Source organism: Candidatus Methylomirabilota bacterium (assembly GCA_036002485.1).
Taxonomy (GTDB): domain Bacteria; phylum Methylomirabilota; class Methylomirabilia; order Rokubacteriales; family CSP1-6; genus AR37.
The window spans coordinates 1-16258 of the sequence record DASYTI010000156.1 but is presented as its reverse complement, the minus strand read 5'-3'; the positions used below and the strand labels follow the sequence as shown (position 1 = coordinate 16258).

Annotated in this window: 18 protein-coding genes and 1 pseudogene; 1 reads left to right on the top strand and 18 read right to left on the bottom strand. The window is 66.6% G+C overall.

Features of this window, described 5'->3' with window-relative positions; all coding sequences use genetic code 11:
- Positions 1-44 precede the first annotated feature (44 nt).
- The 5 genes from VGT00_15015 to VGT00_14995 all read right to left on the bottom strand — a co-directional run bounded on the left by VGT00_15015 (position 45) and on the right by VGT00_14995 (position 3806).
- Positions 45-395, bottom strand: coding sequence for a hypothetical protein (locus VGT00_15015; GenBank protein ID HEV8532729.1), 351 nt, complete (start codon positions 393-395; stop codon positions 45-47).
- A gap of 221 nt (positions 396-616) precedes the next feature.
- Entirely contained in the window at positions 617-1069 is a 453-nt protein-coding gene (locus VGT00_15010) for an Hsp20/alpha crystallin family protein (GenBank protein ID HEV8532728.1), read from the bottom strand.
- A 178-nt stretch (positions 1070-1247) separates the two neighbouring features.
- Positions 1248-2042, bottom strand: a complete 795-nt coding sequence (locus VGT00_15005; protein ID HEV8532727.1) for a class I SAM-dependent methyltransferase — start codon at positions 2040-2042, stop codon at positions 1248-1250.
- Positions 2043-2053: 11 nt separating this feature from the next.
- Complete coding sequence (locus VGT00_15000; GenBank protein HEV8532726.1) at positions 2054-3019, bottom strand: amidohydrolase family protein; 966 nt, start codon at positions 3017-3019, stop codon at positions 2054-2056.
- Between the two features lie 16 nt (positions 3020-3035).
- Positions 3036-3806, bottom strand: coding sequence for an SDR family oxidoreductase (locus VGT00_14995; GenBank protein ID HEV8532725.1), 771 nt, complete (start codon positions 3804-3806; stop codon positions 3036-3038).
- Between the two features lie 346 nt (positions 3807-4152).
- Here VGT00_14995 and VGT00_14990 point away from each other — a divergent pair, with 346 nt between their 5' ends.
- On the top strand, positions 4153-4683 hold the full coding sequence (locus tag VGT00_14990; protein HEV8532724.1) for a cyclic nucleotide-binding domain-containing protein: 531 nt from the start codon (positions 4153-4155) through the stop codon (positions 4681-4683).
- A 51-nt stretch (positions 4684-4734) separates the two neighbouring features.
- Here the strand turns inward: VGT00_14990 and cysS are convergent, their stop codons facing one another.
- From cysS to VGT00_14925, 13 genes and pseudogenes are all read right to left on the bottom strand, one after another.
- Positions 4735-6033 carry a cysteine--tRNA ligase gene (gene cysS, locus VGT00_14985; protein ID HEV8532723.1) on the bottom strand — a complete coding sequence of 433 codons (1299 nt, stop codon included), beginning with the start codon at positions 6031-6033 and terminating at the stop codon, positions 4735-4737.
- Positions 6033-6563 (bottom strand): hypothetical protein, encoded by a 531-nt coding sequence (locus VGT00_14980; protein ID HEV8532722.1) that lies wholly within the window; start codon positions 6561-6563, stop codon positions 6033-6035. Before VGT00_14980 ends, cysS begins: the two co-directional genes overlap by 1 nt.
- Positions 6564-6568: 5 nt before the next feature.
- Entirely contained in the window at positions 6569-7597 is a 1029-nt protein-coding gene (locus tag VGT00_14975) for a methionine synthase (protein HEV8532721.1), read from the bottom strand.
- Positions 7597-8304 carry an ABC transporter ATP-binding protein gene (locus tag VGT00_14970; GenBank protein HEV8532720.1) on the bottom strand — a complete coding sequence of 236 codons (708 nt, stop codon included), beginning with the start codon at positions 8302-8304 and terminating at the stop codon, positions 7597-7599. The genes VGT00_14975 and VGT00_14970 overlap by 1 nt, the downstream gene beginning before the upstream one ends.
- Before the next feature lie 14 nt (positions 8305-8318).
- On the bottom strand, positions 8319-9227 hold the full coding sequence (locus VGT00_14965; GenBank protein ID HEV8532719.1) for an ATP-binding cassette domain-containing protein: 909 nt from the start codon (positions 9225-9227) through the stop codon (positions 8319-8321).
- Positions 9224-10180 carry a branched-chain amino acid ABC transporter permease gene (locus VGT00_14960; GenBank protein ID HEV8532718.1) on the bottom strand — a complete coding sequence of 319 codons (957 nt, stop codon included), beginning with the start codon at positions 10178-10180 and terminating at the stop codon, positions 9224-9226. Before VGT00_14960 ends, VGT00_14965 begins: the two co-directional genes overlap by 4 nt.
- Complete coding sequence (locus tag VGT00_14955; protein ID HEV8532717.1) at positions 10177-11064, bottom strand: branched-chain amino acid ABC transporter permease; 888 nt, start codon at positions 11062-11064, stop codon at positions 10177-10179. The genes VGT00_14960 and VGT00_14955 overlap by 4 nt, the downstream gene beginning before the upstream one ends.
- 11 nt (positions 11065-11075) lie before the next feature.
- Positions 11076-12053 carry an ABC transporter substrate-binding protein gene (locus VGT00_14950; GenBank protein ID HEV8532716.1) on the bottom strand — a complete coding sequence of 326 codons (978 nt, stop codon included), beginning with the start codon at positions 12051-12053 and terminating at the stop codon, positions 11076-11078.
- Between the two features lie 104 nt (positions 12054-12157).
- On the bottom strand, positions 12158-13438 hold the full coding sequence (locus VGT00_14945; protein ID HEV8532715.1) for an ABC transporter substrate-binding protein: 1281 nt from the start codon (positions 13436-13438) through the stop codon (positions 12158-12160).
- Positions 13439-13486: 48 nt separating this feature from the next.
- Positions 13487-13836, bottom strand: a pseudogene (locus VGT00_14940) (type II toxin-antitoxin system PemK/MazF family toxin).
- Between the two features lie 2 nt (positions 13837-13838).
- On the bottom strand, positions 13839-14081 hold the full coding sequence (locus VGT00_14935; protein ID HEV8532714.1) for an AbrB/MazE/SpoVT family DNA-binding domain-containing protein: 243 nt from the start codon (positions 14079-14081) through the stop codon (positions 13839-13841).
- A gap of 87 nt (positions 14082-14168) precedes the next feature.
- Positions 14169-15203, bottom strand: coding sequence for a methionine synthase (locus tag VGT00_14930; GenBank protein ID HEV8532713.1), 1035 nt, complete (start codon positions 15201-15203; stop codon positions 14169-14171).
- A gap of 13 nt (positions 15204-15216) precedes the next feature.
- Positions 15217-16258 (bottom strand): AMP-binding protein (locus VGT00_14925; GenBank protein HEV8532712.1); only part of this gene is annotated, 1042 nt, incomplete at its 5' end.

The following is a 16258-nucleotide window of genomic DNA, read 5'->3' as shown; positions in this document are numbered from 1 at the left end:
CCTTCAGGACGTGCGCGGCTAAGCTCAAGAGCAGGTACCAAACCTCATTTCTTGATAAGGAGGTCAAGCCCATCGGCGCATGCTCGGGCTACAGCATAGCCAGCCTTTTCTTGCCCGGGCATCTTGTCCCAGCCACCCTTTTCAATGGCTTCAGCTCTCTGCCAGGCACTTACTGCCTCGAGTGTTTTCAGTTTCTCTTCAGGGTTCGGTTGCTTCATGAACTGGGCGACGCAGATTGCCGCCTGACTCGCCAACACCGCCTCGCTGGTCCTCGTTCGGGTAGTGCCGGAGGTTGTCCAGCCACCCCACGCAAACCCGATGATCGTTGCGATGACTGCCCCAAAAATTAGGCCCCACACTCCATACTTAATTTTCGCAGCCGTCTCTAGCTTCATTGACAAATCCTCCTGAACCGGGATTCCCAATATGGAGCCATACCACCTCTCATGGCAGCGTCCACCGAGCAAACCGTCCTGTCAGTCAACTCGTTCACGCTTCCCCACACGTTGACGCCGATGATACTGGCAAACCCTGGGGCTTGCGTGACCGGTGCTTCCGGGTGAGGTCACGCGGGGGCGCGTGCCGGTCGGTACCGGCACGGCCCCAACGCCCTCGATCAGGCGGCCTTGACTTCGATCATCCTCGGCATCGCGGCTCGCGGGGCAGGGACCCTCACCTCGAGCATGCCGCTCGCGTACTTGGCCTCCACGTGGGCGGCGTCGATACCCTCGGGGAGGGTCACGCTCCGCTGGAACGCGCCGTACGCGACCTCGCGGACGAAGTAGTCCTTGCCCGTGGGGTCGTGATTGGCCTTCCGCTCGCCCTTGACGGAGAGGACGTTGTCCATCACCGACACTTCGACCTCCTTCGGATCCACGCCCGGCAGGTCGAACTGGATGACGTAGGTGCCGTCCTCGAGCCGTCCCTCCGCGGCGGGGAGCCACGACGCGGCAGGCGGAGCGGCCTCATCCGCGGCACCGTCGAAGAACCGCGGGAACAGGTCCTCGACGTGGTGGTGATGGAGACGGAACTTCGGAGTGAAGGGGGACCAATGCATCATGGTGGTCATGGCGCTTTCCTCTCTCTGTATCCTAGCGAGAATCGCTAAGATCAATGTGGTTACCGCACATGAGTATATAACATATTTTACATATATATTTTATATTATGATATATATTGAACCAGGAAGAAGATCCGACGAAGTCAGCCGGACGGCTCGGGGACGAGGTGCGGCGGCTCGCAAGGCCTCAGCGGCGCCCGCTGGCCAAGAGCATGTCGACCTCCATGACGAACCGTTCTCCCACGGCGAACCCTCCCAGGCCCCGCCGCACGTCGGCGCGGATGCTCTCTTGCGCGTCCCGCGGAAGCTCATGGTAGGGCGCGCTGGCCCGGCTCCCGCCATCCTCCACCGGACCCCAATAATCCTGGAAGGATTCGAAGGCGAGCCGGCGTGTCTCGCGCGTCACCGACACCTCGGCGAAGCCGGCGCCCTCGATCAGCGAGGCGAGATGTCGCGGGTCGCTCAGCGAGAATACTCTCCCGATGGCCTGGCGTTCCCCGGGCAGATAGCGGACGAGGGCTTCCAGCATGATGGTCACCAGCGGCACGCGATCAGGCGCCGCCCACACCGAGAGGGCGAGGCGGCCACCCGGGCGCAGCACCCGATGCATCTCCAGGAGGCCGGCCAGGGGATCCGGAAAGAACATGAGCCCCAGGACGCACATCACGGCATCGAAGCTGGCCGCGCGACAGGCCAGCGCTTGCCCCTCCGAGGCGAGCAACAGCATGCGCTGGCCGGCCGCCTTGGCGTGGGCGATACGTAGCATGGCCACCGACACGTCCGAGGCGACGACGGCCCCATGCTCGCCGATCGCCGCCGCGCACGCGAAGGCGGCCTCGCCGGTCCCGGCCGCCACGTCGAGCACCCGGTGGCCGGGGCGGAGCTGCATCGTGTCGATCAGCTTGGGAATGTACAGGCGCGACCACCGCCCCATGAAACTATCGTAGGCCGCGGCAGCCTTGTCGAAGCTCAGGTCGACCATAGAGACCGTGCCTAGTGTGGGAGGCCCAGAACGATCTGCGCGTTGTGGTGGAGGATCTTGTCGACGTCCTCGGCGGGCAGGCTCGACTCTCGGAGGTAGTGGAAATTCTGCCGGTACGTCTCGAAGGCGAGCAGGACCGGGTAGTCGCTCCCCGCCACGAGGTGCTCGGCGCCGAACGCCTTCCACGCGCAGAGCAGCGCCGCCTGGGAGCCGTGGCCCACGATGTCGTAGTAGAAGCGGCGGGCGGTCACGCTCGGGCGCTCCGGCAGATTCGGGTGCTGGCGCGGGGCCTGGTTGTCGAGTCGCTGGAGCAGCATCGGGATGATGCCGCCCAGGTGGGGGACGACGTATTTGATGTTCGGGTAGCGCTCGGGCAGGCGCCGGGAGATCAGGTGCAGGACGATCGCACTGTCCTCGAGCGAGGCGCCCACGGAGACCGTGAAGCCGTAGTCGTTGATCATGGGCGAGCAGATGCCGTTCTGGATGGGGTGGTAGTTCAGCACGGCTCCGCGCCGGTTCATCTCCTGGTAGAGCGGCTCGAACTCCGCCTCGGCCGTCGAGCGATCGAAGCAGGAGCAGGTCATCGACACCCCGAGCATGCCGAGCTGATCCAGGCCTCGCTCCATCTCGCGCAAGGAGGCATCGATGTGGGGGAGAGGCAGCGACACCACGGCGTTGAAGCGGCCCGGGTATTTCCGGCCGAGCTCGGCGTAGCTGTCGTTGATGAGCCGCGCCGCCGCGACGGCTTCGGCCTCCTTTTCCGCATACGGCGGGCTCGCGGCCGGCGACAGTACCTGCAGCTGCACCTCGGCCTCGTCCATCTGCTGCAGGCGCGTGGGGATTCCCGAAGAGTCGTCCTGCCGCATGGGCCGCGCCGTGATCGGCCGCGCGGCCTCGGGCACGCTGCGGCCCCCGATGCGCAGGAGGAGCTCGTTGTATTCCTTGGGAAAGTAATGGGCATGGATGTCGACGATCATCCCAGGCTCCTCGCAGTCAAATTGCCGTGTAGCCGCCGTCGATGAGCAGGTCGCTGCCCGTCATGAAGGCCGAGGCATCGCTCGCGAGGTAGAGGGCGGCACGGGCGATCTCCTCGGGCAGACCAAGCCGACCCAGCAGGTGCTTCGGCCCCATCATCTTGCGCGCCTCGTCCATGTCCTTCCAGCGCCGGAGCATGCGTCGGGTCTCGATGGCGCCCGGCGAGATCGTGTTGGCCCGGATGCCTTGCCCCGCGTGGTCGGCGGCGAGCACCTTGGCGAGCTGGATGAGGGCGCCTTTGCTCGCGCAGTACGCCGGGCGCCCGGGGGAAGCGACGCGGCCCAGCTGCGACGCGATGAGGATCACGCTGCCGCCGCCGCGCGTGATCATGGCGGGGATTGCCGCCTTGACCATCAGGAACGCGCCCGTGAGATTGATCCGGATCACGCGATCCCAGGCCGGCTCGTCCATCTCTAGCACCGTGGCCGTCCGGTCGCTGTCGGCCGCGCCGTAGAGCAGGACGTCGAGACCGCCGAAGCGCTCGAGGGTGGCGGCGACGGCGGCGCGGCAGCTCGCGCCGTCCGTGACGTCGAGAGGCACGGGCAGCGCGTGCCCGCCGCCCTTCTCGATCTCGGCCGCGGTGGCTTTGGCGCCCGGCTCCTCGATGTCGGCGCAGGCCACGCGGGCGCCCGCCGCCGCGAAGGCGAGCGCGGTGGCGCGCCCGATCCCGTTGGCCGCGCCAACGACGATGGCGGTCTTCTTCTCGAGCGTGAACGCCGGGTCCATCATGGCGACCTCCTGGAGGTTGCGGACAAAGCGATCGTCCACCAGAGGATGGGGGGTGTCATGTCGGCAAGATCCTGCCAGAGCGCGAGGGACAGATCAAACTAGGGCCCGGGAAGGCCCGTGCCTTGTGCGCTGTGCCCGAGTTGTCTTTCCCTGCACTCAGACACGATGCCCTACGCTCCCCGGATGCCGCTCCGGAACTCTACGTTTTTTGTAGTGTTGCCACGTGGCATTCCTGATGCTTAGCACGTCGGCCTTATATATATCGATCCACTTCGGGGACAACCTAGCGAGGCCCGTTCGAGCAGCACTCGGGGCAGTTTTGCCTGGGTACCCGGGCGCCGGAGACATGGACGACCCGGACAGGAGGGCTCCCATGGAACTTGTCAGCCGGATGATGGACGGCTCGATCTCCTATGATCCCAAGAATCGATTAGAACCCGTCTTGTCCGGATCCGTAGTCCAGCCGGGGGGCCAGATTGAGCTCAAGGAAGTCCCGATCTTTGAGGGATGCAGCCAGAGGCAACTCCAGAGGGTCGCCAGGATTGCGCGAGTTCTCGACGCCCCGGCCGGCAGCGTGCTTACCCGTATCGGCGATCCCGGCGACGAGTTCTTCGTCATCCTCGATGGAACGGTGAGCGTCGACGTGGCGGGGGGCCGGCCGGTACCACTGCGGCCCGGATCGTTCTTCGGCGAGATGAGCCTGCTGGATGGAGGCCCCCGCTCGGCCACCGTCGTCACCGACACGCCGGTCCGCCTCCTCGTGGTCAACCGTGGGGACTTCTCGGTCCTCCGCCGGGAAGTGCCCGAACTGACCCAGATCTTGTTGGTCACCCTCTCGCGGCGTGTGCGGCAAGCCGAAGAGCGTGCAGCTCAATAGTTCGGGGCAAGTCCGGGGCGAGTAGCCCATTCGTCACCTCTGGCCGGGAGCTCACCCGGTCTTCGGGATGAGACGGAAGCCGCTCGGGACGTCCTGCACCTCCCATCCTAACCGCTCGATCTCCCCGCGCAGGCGATCGGCCTCGGCGTAGTCGCGGCGGGCCCGCGCCGCTTGCCGCTCCTCGGCGAGCCGGCTGGCCTCGGGCGAGGTAACGGCGCCGCCCCCGTCGATCGCGAGGCCGAAGACGGCGAGGCCACGGGCCAAAAGGTCGAGCCGGCCGGCCGCGCGCCAGCCGTGGAGGATGGCGAGCGCTCGGGGCGTGTCGAAGTCATCGTCGAGGGCGGCGGCCAGGTGCTCCCACGTCAGGTCGCTGGGGCGGGTGGCCGCCACGCGGAAGGCGTTGCGGAAGTCCTCGGCCTGGGCGCGGGCCGCCTGGAGGGTGGTCTCGGAGTACTCGATCGGGCTCCGGTAGTGGGCGCCCATGAAGAAGACGAGGATGGTCTCGCGGCCCCAGCGGTCGAGGGTGTCGCGGAGCGGCACGATATTGCCGATGGACTTCGACATCTTCTCGGTGCCCAACTCGATCATGCCGTTGTGCATCCACCAGCGGGCGAACTCCCGCCCGGCGCCGCGCGACTGGGCCAGCTCGTTCTCGTGATGGGGGAAGCGCAGGTCGAGCCCGCCGCCGTGAATGTCGAAGCCGGGGCCGAGGTGCTTCTCCGCCATGGCGGAGCACTCGATGTGCCAGCCCGGACGCCCGCGGCCCCAGGGCGAATCCCACCAGGTGTCCTCATCGGGTTTCCACGCTTTCCAGAGCGCGAAATCCCGGGGATCTTCCTTCCGGTCTCCCGGCTCCTGGGCGATCATGGCCTCGCGCTGGGCGCCCGAGAGGCGCCCGTACTCTGGGAATCGGGCCACGCGGTAGTACACGTCGCCGCCCGCCTGGTACGCGAGCCCGCGAGATACCAGTTCGCTCGTGAGGGCGATGATCTCGGCGACGGTCTCGGAGGCGAGGGGCTCGGCGTCGGGCCGCCCGAGGCCGAGCGCGCTTGTGTCCTCGACGTACCAGGCCATCGCCCGCCGGGCCAGCTCGGCGCTGCCGAGGCCTTGCGCGCGCGCCGCGACGTAGATCCTGTCGTTGATGTCGGTGACGTTCTCGGCGAGCTTGACGTCGTAGCCGCAGAGGGTGAGCCAGCGCTTGAGCCACATCGACAGCACGAACGGCCGGGCATTGCCGACGTGGATGCGCTGGTACACCGTGGGGCCGCAGAAGTACATGCCGATCGGCCCCGGCGGCGCCGGCAGCTCGACCTTCCGGCGGGAATACGAGTCGTGGATCTCCATGGTCATCAGGGACGCTCCGCGAGGGCTTTGAGGTTCAGGAGCTGGCGGCGCATCATCAGAAGGTCGCCCCAGGGTAGGCCCCCGCGCATGAGCGCGCCCCTGAGTCCCCGAGGATAGCGCACGACCAGCTTGACGAGAAGGCGGCAGCTGTCCGGTTCCTGCGGCAGGATGAGATATGTCACCGCGAGGTCGCCGAAGAGGCGGAAGGCGCCGGTGCCGTGCTTGATCCGCAGCGTGAGGTGGCGATCCTGGGCGAACTCCACGACGGTGAAGATGCGCATCACGGACTGCCCGACGGCGAGGGCTCCCATGCCCGGCGTGAGGGTCTGCGGGCTCCGCCGGCCCCGGTTGTCGATCCAGTCGTAGGAATAGGGCGCGACGCGGAGTTGGCAGAGCCAGCGGAAGAGCGTGGACGGACTCGCGCGCACGGTGACGCCGCGGAAGTAGGCCGCCTCTGGCAGGTCCACGTAGCGGTCGCATGGGTATGGCAACGCCCGCTCCGCCGCGTCCGTCCCCCAGGTTTCGGCCACCGACATGACGGCTATTTCTTGCCGCTAAGCTCCTGCCGGGCGAGGCCGGCGCCGGCGGCCAGCGCGCGCACCTTCTGATTGCACATGTAGCGCGGCGACCAGCCGAAGCCGCAGTCGGGATTGACGGTGAGCTTCTCGGGCTTGCACACGACGAGGACGCGCTTGATGCGCTTGGCCACGTCCTCGGGCGTCTCCGGATAGAAGCCCTTGACGTCGATGACGCCCGCGCCCAGCTCCCGGTCCCCGCCATATTCTTTCCACAGGTCCAGCTCGGAGAGCTCGCGGCCCGCGAACTCGAGGACAAGCTGGTCGGCGCGAGCTTTGAGGACGCCGGGGAAGTAGGGGCGGTAGGTGCGGTCGAAGCGCGAGCGGCCGAAGCGATTGCCGAAGCAGATGTGAAAGCCGAGCTTGGCCTTCACGCCCTCGGTGGCGAGATTGTAGAGGCGGGCCATCTCCTCGCCCGAGACATTGCCGCGCGCCGGCTCATCGATCTGGATGAGCTCGGCGCCGGCCGCGACCAGGCCCTTGAGCTCCTCGTTGATGACCTCGGCGAAGCGCTCGGCCACGTCGACGACGCCCTTGTACACCTTGCCCGGGTGAATGCGCGAGCCAAACGTCAGCGGCCCCGCGCAGGTCGCCTTGGTCGCTTTGGTCGTGTGCGCTTTGAGATACTCGAACTCCTTGACGATGCCGAGACCTCCGGCTGGCGCCTCGATGCGCCCGACGGCCTCGTAGCGCGTCTGCTGGTCATAGCCCCAGGGCCCGGTCTGGCGGCGCACGGGCAGCGGCTCGATACCCTTGATGACGGCGTAGTAGGAGTCGACGTAGCCATCCAGACGCCGGACCTCGCCGTCGGTGATGATGTCGAGACCCGCACGCTCCATGTCGCGGATGGCCGTGTCGGCGGCGTCGTCGAACATCTCCTCGAGGTCGGAGGGGCCGAACTGGCCAGCCTCGAACGCCTTGACGCCCGCGAACCACCAGCCGGGCTTGCCGTGGGATCCCACGACGGTGGACGGGATGAGGGGAAGGCTCGCCATCAGGTCGTTCCTCCTATGACACGGAAGACGGCGGGGTTCTTGCTGACATCCTCCGGCCGTCCCGCGAAGATGATCTCGCCGCGCTCGATGACGTACAAGCGCGTGGCGAAGTCGGGCACGTGATGGATATTCGACTCGGCGATGAGGATGGCGTGGCCGCGCTGGGTGATCTCGGCGATGCCGGTGGCCACGGTGGGGATGATGGCGGGCGACAGTCCCTCGAAGGGCTCGTCGAGGAGCAGCATGTCGGGATCGAGGGCCAGAGCCCGCGCGATCGACAGCATCTTCCGCTCGCCTCCCGAGATCTCCGGCCCCTTGCGCGCCATGTACTTGCGCAGGGCGGGGAAGATCTCGTAGACCGCGGCCAGCCGCTCGACCGCCGGGCGCCCGGTGGGGCGCGTCCACGTCGAGATCTCGATGTTCTCCGCCACCGTCAGGTCGGGAAAGATGCCGCTCTCCTCGGGGGCGAATCCCAGCCCCAGCCGCGCGATCTCGTGGGTGCGCCGCTCGTGGATCGGCACGTCGTTGAAGCGCACGCCGCCGCCCCGGGGGCGATGGTAGCCCATGATGGTTCGGAGTGTCGTCGTCTTCCCCGCGCCATTGCGCCCCACGAGGCAGACCACCTCGCGCGCGCGCACCTCGAGCGAGACGCGCCTCAGGATATGGCTCGTCTGGATGAAGACGTCGATCTCCTGGACCGCGAGCATATGGACTTGCCCCCTCACCCTGCCCTCTCCCCCGATGGGGGAGAGGGATCGGTTCCAGGTTCTCCCTCTCCTCGTGGGGGGAAGGGATCGGGTCCAGGTTCTCCCTCCCCTCGTGGAGGAGAGGGATTCCTATCTGGTTCCCTCTCCCCTCTGGGGAGAGGGTCAGGGTGAGGGGCGCGGCGGCGGCCCACCACCATGTCCACCACGCGCTGGTCGGCCTGAATGGTGGCCGGCGTGGCATCCGCCAGCACCTTGCCTTGGTGAAGCGCGATGATCCTGTCCGAGTAGCCGAACACGATGTCCATGTCGTGCTCGACCTGGATGATGGCGCGAAGCCCGATCCGCTTGGCCGCGCCCACCAGGATCTCCATGACGGCGTGCTTGTCGGCCGTGCTGACGCCGCTCGTCGGCTCGTCGAGCAGGATGATCTCGGGGCGCAGAGCGAAGGCCGAGGCCACGTCGAGGAGCTTCTTGTCTCCCTGAGGCAGCTCGCGGGCGAGCGCATGGGCCTTGTCGCCGAGACCGAAGAGCGCGGCGACCTCGAGCGCGTCGGCCTGCACCTGCCGGTCGCTCCCCAGCGAGGCGAGGAGCCGCGCGCCACGGCCCAGCCGCGAGATGACGGCGGCCTGGAGCGTCTCGAGCACGCTGAGCTCCGGGAAGATCTGCACGAGCTGGAAGCTTCGCGCCATGCCGAGGCGCGTGAGAGCGACGGTGCCGATCCCGCCGATGTCCTTGCCCTTGAAGCGCACGGTGCCGCCGCTCGGCGCCAGCACGCCCGTCAGCACGTTGATCAGCGTGGACTTGCCCGCCCCGTTGGGCCCGATGATCGACACGAACTCGCCCTCGCGGATGGACAGGCTCACGCCGTCGAGGGCCACGTAGGCGCCGTAGAGCTTGCGGATGTCGTGTGCCTCGAGGATCACGCGCGTGAGGCCTCGATCGACCGGCGACGGGCGAAGAGCCCCATGAGACCCGTGGGCGCGAAGATCACGATGAAGGCCAGCAGGGCCCCGAAGACCAGCCGCCAGTACGGGAAGGCCGACATGACCGTGTCCTGGAGGAAGATGAAGACGAAAGCGCCCAGGAGCGGGCCGAAGAAGGACGAGAAGCCGCCCAGCAGCACCATGAAGACGACATTGCCCGAATGCGTCCAGTAGGCGAGCGTCGGATCGACATTGCCCGTCGGCGTGGCCAGGAGCGCGCCCCCTACCGCCGCGTAGACCGCGGAGATCATGAAGGCGTACCAGCGATAGCGCGGCACGCTGACGCCGAGGCTCTCGGCCTTGAGGGGGTTGTCGCGGATGGTCTTGAGGCAGAGTCCGAAGGGCGAGCGGACGATGCGCCACATGAGCAGCGTGGCCAGCACCAGCACGGCCAGCGAAAAGTAGTAGTAGGGCCCGATGAGGTAAGCCGTCTTGGAGAAGCCCTCCCAGCCGCTGCCGAGGAGATAGGGGCGGAGCATGCGCATGCCCTCGTCGCCGCCGGTCAGCCGGTAGAACTTGAGCAGGAAGGTGTAGAAGACCATGCCGAAGGCCAGCGTCAGCATGCCGAAGTAGATCTTGACGTAGCGCACGCAGAGGGCGCCCACGGGCGCCGCCACCACCGCGGCGGCCAGCGCGGCCGCGGGCAGGATCAGCTCCATGTGCCGCACGTGAAGATGTGTGGTCAGCACGGCGCCCGTATAGGCGCCCACGCCGATGAAGAGCGCGTGCCCGAACGAGACCAGCCCCGTGTAGCCGAAGAGCAGGTTCAGTCCGAGCAGGACCACGCCATAGGCCATGAAGGGTAGCATCAGCGTGACGTAGTAGGCGGGCGCGACGACCGGCAAACCCAGCATGGCCAGGCCCACCAGGCTCAGGACGATGGCCGTCCTCACGCGGCCACGGCTCCGAAGAGGCCGCGTGGACGCCAGAGGAGGACGGCGATCACGATCAGGTAGATCAGCAGCATCTCGAGCTCGGGATAGACGGAGATGGCGACCGATCGGAGGACTCCCACGACGAGCGCGCCCAGGAAGGCCCCGCGCATGCTGCCGAGACCTCCGATGACCACGACCGCGAAAGCCTCCACGATCAGCTCGATGCCCATTTCGCTCATGGCGGCCGTGGCCGGGATGACAAGGGCGCCCCCCAGCGTGCCCAGCATGGTCCCGAGCGTGAAGACGCGCATGTAGACCCACCGCATGTCCACGCCGAGGGCTTCGGCCATCTCGCGGTTGTCGGCCGAGGCGCGGATGATGCGGCCGAAGACCGTGCGCGTCAGGAGCCAGCCAATGCCGACGGCGATGGCGAGGCTGGCCGTGATCACGATCAGGTTGTACACGGGCACGGTGGCGCCCAGCACGCGGGCCTGGCCATAGCTGAGATAAAGCCCGCCAGTGGAGACTGGCGCGGTGCCCCACGTCATGCGGATCAGGTCTTCGAGCATGAGGACCAGCGCGAAGGTGAGCAGGAGCTGAAAGGTCTCGTCGCGGTCGTACACGAAGCGGAGGAGGCCGCGCTCGACCACGATGCCGACCAGGCCGACCGCGAGCCCCCCCAGCGCGAGCGGCACGATGAAGAGCGCCGGCGGCCCTCCATGCCCCGTGAAGTAGGCGACGGCCGACACGCCCGTGTACGCGCCCAGCGCATAGAAAGAGCCGCAGGCCAGATTGAAGATCTTCTGGACCCCGAACACCACCTGCAATCCTGCCGCGACCAGGAAGAGGATGGCGGCATGGAACACACCGCCCATCAGCACATTGACGAGGTTCGCCGTCACAGCAGGGGAGTCTACTCGATGACGTGGTCGGCGCGGCCGGCAAGCGACTGCGGGATCGTGAGCCCGAGGGTCTTGGCCGTCTTGAGGTTAATCGCCAGCTCGAGCTTTGTGGGCTGCTCCACGGGAAGGTCCGCCGCCTTCGCGCCCTTCAGGATCTTGTCAACGTACACGGCGATGCCGCGGAACACGTCGCGGTGGCTGGGCCCATAGGACATGAGCCCACCCGCCTCGACAAAGTCCCGGTGCTCGTAGATGGCCGGGAGCCGAGTCTTTGCTGCCAGGCTCACGATGCGCCGGGTCTGGGAGGAAAAGAGGGCAGACGGCAGGACCAGGACGCCGCCTGCCCGCTCCTTGACGGCCAGAGCGAACGCGCCGTCCAACTCGTCCGCCCTGCGCGCCGAAGATGCGGCCGTCAGCTGGATGCCCAACTGTTGGGACGCTGCCTCGATGGCCTGCCAGCTCGCGCCCACCGCGGGACCTATGGCTGATTGGTCCTGAAGGACGGCGAGCCGGGCCATGACCGGAACTGCCTCCCTGAGCAACTGGATGCGCTTTGGATTGAGATCGCCGGTGATGATCGACATGCCGGTGAGGTTACGCCCTGGTCGCGAGAGACTCGCCACAAATCCCTGTGCCACGGGATCACCGACGACAAACACGATCGGGATCGTGGCCGTCGCTTGCTGGGCCGCTCTCGTGGCGGGACTCCCATCCGTTACCAGGACGTCCGGCTTGAGCCGGACGAGATCAGCGGCGAGCTCGGGGTACCGCTCGGCACTGCCCCGCGCGTACCGCTGCTCGATCGCGAGACTGCCGCCCTCGACCCACCCCAGCTCCTTCAGCGCCTGCCTGAAAGGGTCGAGGGCGAACGATTTGAACTCGGGGGCCAGCCAGCCGACCCTGGCCGTGGGTGCCTTCTGCGCCCGGGCGGCGAGCGGCGCGGCGAGGAGGCCCATGCTGATAGCGCTGACGAAGGTTCGCCGATCCACTACCGGATCACCTGACTGGCCTGGGCTGCGGGGGCGAGGGCCGGGACGGTGTGCGGGCGCCCGAATCGGGGCTTGAGACCTGCCTCATACCCTCGCCCCTGGTTTCAGACCTTCCAGCCGCTGATCCACTCGAGGAGCTTGGAGCCCGGGGGCTTCATGGCGGTCTTGGTGGAGACGACCTCGATGGGATTGATGGTGACGAAGTCGTAGCTGTTCTTGTGGGTGGTGATGCCCTGGTAGAAGTTGCACATCTGGACGTGGTCCGGCCGCCACGAGCGCGTGCCCGAGAGCGACTGCGCCTCGATGCCCTCGAGCGCCTTGACCACCTCCGCTTTGGTCGGCCATTTCTTCGTGGCCGCGTAGGCCTTCTCGACGGCGACCTTGTAGGATTCGATGTTGAAGTAGGCGTGATCGCATTCGTAGGGCGGGTACTCGTTGTACTTGGCCTTGTACTCGCGTACGAACTGCTTCAGGAGCGCGCTGCCCTTGGGGTCATCGAAATACATGGTGTTGTAGCCCAGCAGGAGCCCTTCGGGCGTGAACTCCTTCTTGAGCGAGTCGTGGACGCCCCCGGCCGTGGTGAAGACGCCCTTCATGGTCTTGAAGAGCCCGACGGCCGCCGCCTGCTTCATGAGAATGGTGGCGTCGCCAGACCAGAACGAGGTCATGAGCAGATCGGGCTTGGCCTGCTGGATGGCCGCGATGTGCGAGGTGAAGTCGGTCACGCCGAGCTTGGGGAAGAGCTCCAGCACCGGCTTGACGTTCATGCCGAGCTTCTTGAGCACGGCCTGGTAGGTCTCCCAGCAGTCGTGGCCGTAGGAGTAGTCGTTGTTGATGCCGGCGATGGTCTGCACACCCTTGAAGTACTTTGGCGTGAGGGTGCCGGCCACGATGGCCTCGACCTCGTTGTCCACGCTCTTGAAGGCCCACTTGGGATTGGGCATCGTTTCTTCCACGCCCTTCTGGGTCGTGCCGTCCCAGGAGAGCCACGGCACTTCCATCTCCTCTGCGACGGGGCCGAGGGCCAGCGTCACGCCCGTGGAGATGCCGCCGATGACGACCTCGACCTTGTCCTGCAGGATCAGCTTGCGGTAGCGCTCCACCGTGTCCTTCGGGGTGGACTCTTCCTCCACGATGAGCTGGACCTGGCGCCCCAGGATGCCGCCCGACTTGTTGACCCGCTCGGTCCACCACTCGGTGCCGCGAAGCCCGGCCGTGCCGACGGGCGCCGCGATGCCCGCGCGGATGGCGATGATGCCGATCTTGACCGGATCAGAGGGCACGCCCGGCCGCGCCTGCGCCCGCGCCAGAGCAGGGAAGCCGACCGCGCCTACGGCCGCCGTCACGGTCGCGCCCTTGAGGAACTCACGCCTGCTGCTGGTCATATCTATCCTCCTTGTTAGGGATCGTGTTTTGCCCTTGAAACGGATGGGTCAGGCGTCCGCCGGAAAGATCAGGGTGCCGAGCTTCTCAAGAACTTCGACCATCGTGCGTCGCGGCAACCGGCAGAGGAACTCCGCCCTTCGAGCCCGCCAGTCGAGATTCTTCACTTGATCCGCCAGCACCGCGCCCGAAACCTTGAGGCCGGGCGGGATCAGCACCTCGAAGGGGTAACCCTTGACCTGGGTGGTGATGGGGCAGAGCACAGCGAGGCCGACCTTGCCGTTATAGCTCAGCGGGGAGACGACCAGAGCCGGGCGTCTCCCCGCTGCTCGTGACCAGCTTGCGGATTGAGCGTTATCCAGACGACATCTCCACGGTCGGGACTGCGGCGTCCCGGCACTGCTACCAGGCCTCACGCCCCGCCGCGCTCCCGAAATCAACCTCCTTGTGGAGGTTGTCCTTGGTGACTTTCCTGAGGAGTCGCCTGAGCGTGACTCGGCCTTTCGCGGCAGGTACGGCGATGAGCTTCCCCTCGGTCAGGGACAGGTCGACGACCGTACCCTCGCGCACCGCCGCCTCCTCGGCGAAGGGCTTCGGAATGCGAAGCGCCAGGCTATTCCCCCACTTCTGAATCTGGACGCGCATTCATCATCCCCCTCGATATGGTGGTTTCTACATATGGTGGTTTTCTACAATGACGATACGCGGTCACGATCACGGTGGCAAGATCGATCAGCCCTTCAGCTGCTTGCGCGCCAGCTCGGCTCCCGCGGCCAGCCGCTTGAGCTTCTCGAAGGCCACCCAGCGCGGCACGGGGAAGAAGCCGCAGTCGGGCACCAGGGACAGCCGCTCGGCCGGGATGTGCTCGAGGCAGAGGCGGACCCGCTCCGCCACGTCCTCGGGAGTCTCCATGTAAAATGACTTCACGTCAATCACCCCGCAGGCTATGTCGCGGTCCACGCCGATCTCCTTCCACATCTCGATCTCGGCCATCTCGCGGTTGGCGTATTCGAAGACGAACTGCTGGCATTTGGTCTCGAGGAGGGCGGGGAACATCCACCGGTAGCTCCGCTTGCCACGCGGGCGCGAGAGCAGGTTGCCGAAGCAGACGTGGTAGCCGATCTTTGCCTTCACCCCCTCCACGCAGGCGTTGAACATCTTCACGTACTCGGGCGCCTGTCCCGGCACGATGGCCGCCGAGGGCTCGTCCACCTGGATCCAGTCGGCGCCCGCGGCGGCCAGCGCCTTGAGCTCGGCGTTGACGGCGGGCACCAGGTCCCAGCAGAGGGCGAGGCGGTCGTTGTTGTACGCATCACCGGGGCGCGTCTGGACGTGGATGGAAAGCGTCACCGGCCCCGGGCAGGTGGCCTTGACGGGCCTGTCGGTCTGGGTCGTGAGGTACTTGAACTCGTCCACGGTGCCGAGGCCCTTGGGCACCGTGATCTTCCTGGTCGGCCGGTAGCGCGGCACGCTGTCGTACGCGTAGAGACCCGTCTTCCGCAGCGGCTCCAGCGTCTCCAGCCCCTCCATCTTCCCGTAGAAGGTCTGGACGAAGAAGAAACGGCGCATCTCGCCGTCGCAGATCACGTCGATGCCCGCGCGCTCCTGGTCGCGGATGGCCAGCTGGGTGGCGTCGTCGAAGGCTTCTCTCGCGTCCGTCTGCCCGTACTCCTCGGCCTTGATCTTGTCGAGCGCGGTCCAGAACCACCCGGGGAAGCCGTGGCTGCCCATCACGTGGGTGTAGAGGAGCGGAAGCTTCGCGGCCATCGCCTGTCCTTTCCTAGAAGAGATGCTTTTGAATCTTGCCGACCGAGGTACGAGGGAAGACGTCGCGGAATTCCACGATCTCCGGCACCTTGAAGCCGGACAGCCGCTGCCCGCACCACGTGATCAGCTCTTCGCTCGTGGCGCTCGCCCCGTCGTGCAGGATGACATAGGCCTTGATGGCCTGGTCGCGCACGGGATCGGGGATGCCGACCACGGCGGCATCGAACACGGCGGGGTGCTGCTTCAAGGTCTCCTCCACCTCCGAGGCGGACACGTTCTCGCCGGCGCGCTTGATCATATCCTTCTTCCGGTCCACGAAGAAGAAGCAGCCGTCCTCGTCCATGACCGCCTGATCACCGCTGTGCAGCCATCCATCTCTTAATGCCTGAGCCGTCGCCTCGGGGTTCTTGAAATAGCCCTTCATGAGGCTCACGCCGGGGATGCCGCTGACCACGAGCTCGCCCACCGTGCCCGGCGCCACCTCCTTGCCACTCTCGTCCACCACCTTGCACTCGTAGCCGAGCACGGGCATGCCCATGGCCAGCGGCTTGCGCGGAAGATCCAGCGGCTGCATGAGGGGCAGGCTCATGGTCTCCGTCATGCCCCAGATCTGCATGAGGGGGGCGCGGAAGCGCGCGTGCCACTCCTCGAACTGCTGGGTGGTGATGTTCTGAGCGTAGGAGATCGCGCGGAGCCGCGTCTTGCTGTCGGAGGTGGAGGCCGGCTGGGCGAGGAGCATCCGGATGGGCGCGGCGAAGAGCGCGGCGAGGGTGGCCTCGTGGCGAATGGCCTGCTCGACGAAGCGGGTGGCGCTGAAGCGCTCCATGAGGGCCACGCTGCCCCCGCAGAGCAGCATCGGTATGAACGCGTGCAGTTGGGCTCCCGCGTGGAAGAGGGGCAGCACGATGAGGTGGCGGTCACCGGGGCACACGCGCATGGCCTTGGACATGACCTCGCCGCCGTAGACGTAGTTGGCGTGGGTGAGGAGCACGCCCTTGGGCTTGGAGGTGGTGCCCGAGGTGTACTGCATGGAGATGTCGTTGAGTGGCGCGACG

What these genes read in the sequence shown, in the direction of transcription:
- VGT00_15000 (HEV8532726.1), bottom strand. Translation starts at nt 3,019, where the DNA reads ATGATCGTCGACATCCATGCCCATTACTTTCCCAAGGAATACAACGAG.
- VGT00_14935 (HEV8532714.1), bottom strand. Translation starts at nt 14,081, where the DNA reads ATGCGCGTCCAGATTCAGAAGTGGGGGAATAGCCTGGCGCTTCGCATT.
- VGT00_14980 (HEV8532722.1), bottom strand. Translation starts at nt 6,563, where the DNA reads ATGTCGGTGGCCGAAACCTGGGGGACGGACGCGGCGGAGCGGGCGTTG.
- VGT00_15005 (HEV8532727.1), bottom strand. Translation starts at nt 2,042, where the DNA reads ATGGTCGACCTGAGCTTCGACAAGGCTGCCGCGGCCTACGATAGTTTC.
- VGT00_15010 (HEV8532728.1), bottom strand. Translation starts at nt 1,069, where the DNA reads ATGACCACCATGATGCATTGGTCCCCCTTCACTCCGAAGTTCCGTCTC.
- VGT00_15015 (HEV8532729.1), bottom strand. Translation starts at nt 395, where the DNA reads ATGAAGCTAGAGACGGCTGCGAAAATTAAGTATGGAGTGTGGGGCCTA.
- VGT00_14970 (HEV8532720.1), bottom strand. Translation starts at nt 8,304, where the DNA reads ATGCTCGCGGTCCAGGAGATCGACGTCTTCATCCAGACGAGCCATATC.
- VGT00_14930 (HEV8532713.1), bottom strand. Translation starts at nt 15,203, where the DNA reads ATGGCCGCGAAGCTTCCGCTCCTCTACACCCACGTGATGGGCAGCCAC.
- VGT00_14995 (HEV8532725.1), bottom strand. Translation starts at nt 3,806, where the DNA reads ATGATGGACCCGGCGTTCACGCTCGAGAAGAAGACCGCCATCGTCGTT.
- VGT00_14990 (HEV8532724.1), top strand. Translation starts at nt 4,153, where the DNA reads ATGGACGACCCGGACAGGAGGGCTCCCATGGAACTTGTCAGCCGGATG.
- cysS (HEV8532723.1), bottom strand. Translation starts at nt 6,033, where the DNA reads ATGACCATGGAGATCCACGACTCGTATTCCCGCCGGAAGGTCGAGCTG.
- VGT00_14975 (HEV8532721.1), bottom strand. Translation starts at nt 7,597, where the DNA reads ATGGCGAGCCTTCCCCTCATCCCGTCCACCGTCGTGGGATCCCACGGC.
- VGT00_14945 (HEV8532715.1), bottom strand. Translation starts at nt 13,438, where the DNA reads ATGACCAGCAGCAGGCGTGAGTTCCTCAAGGGCGCGACCGTGACGGCG.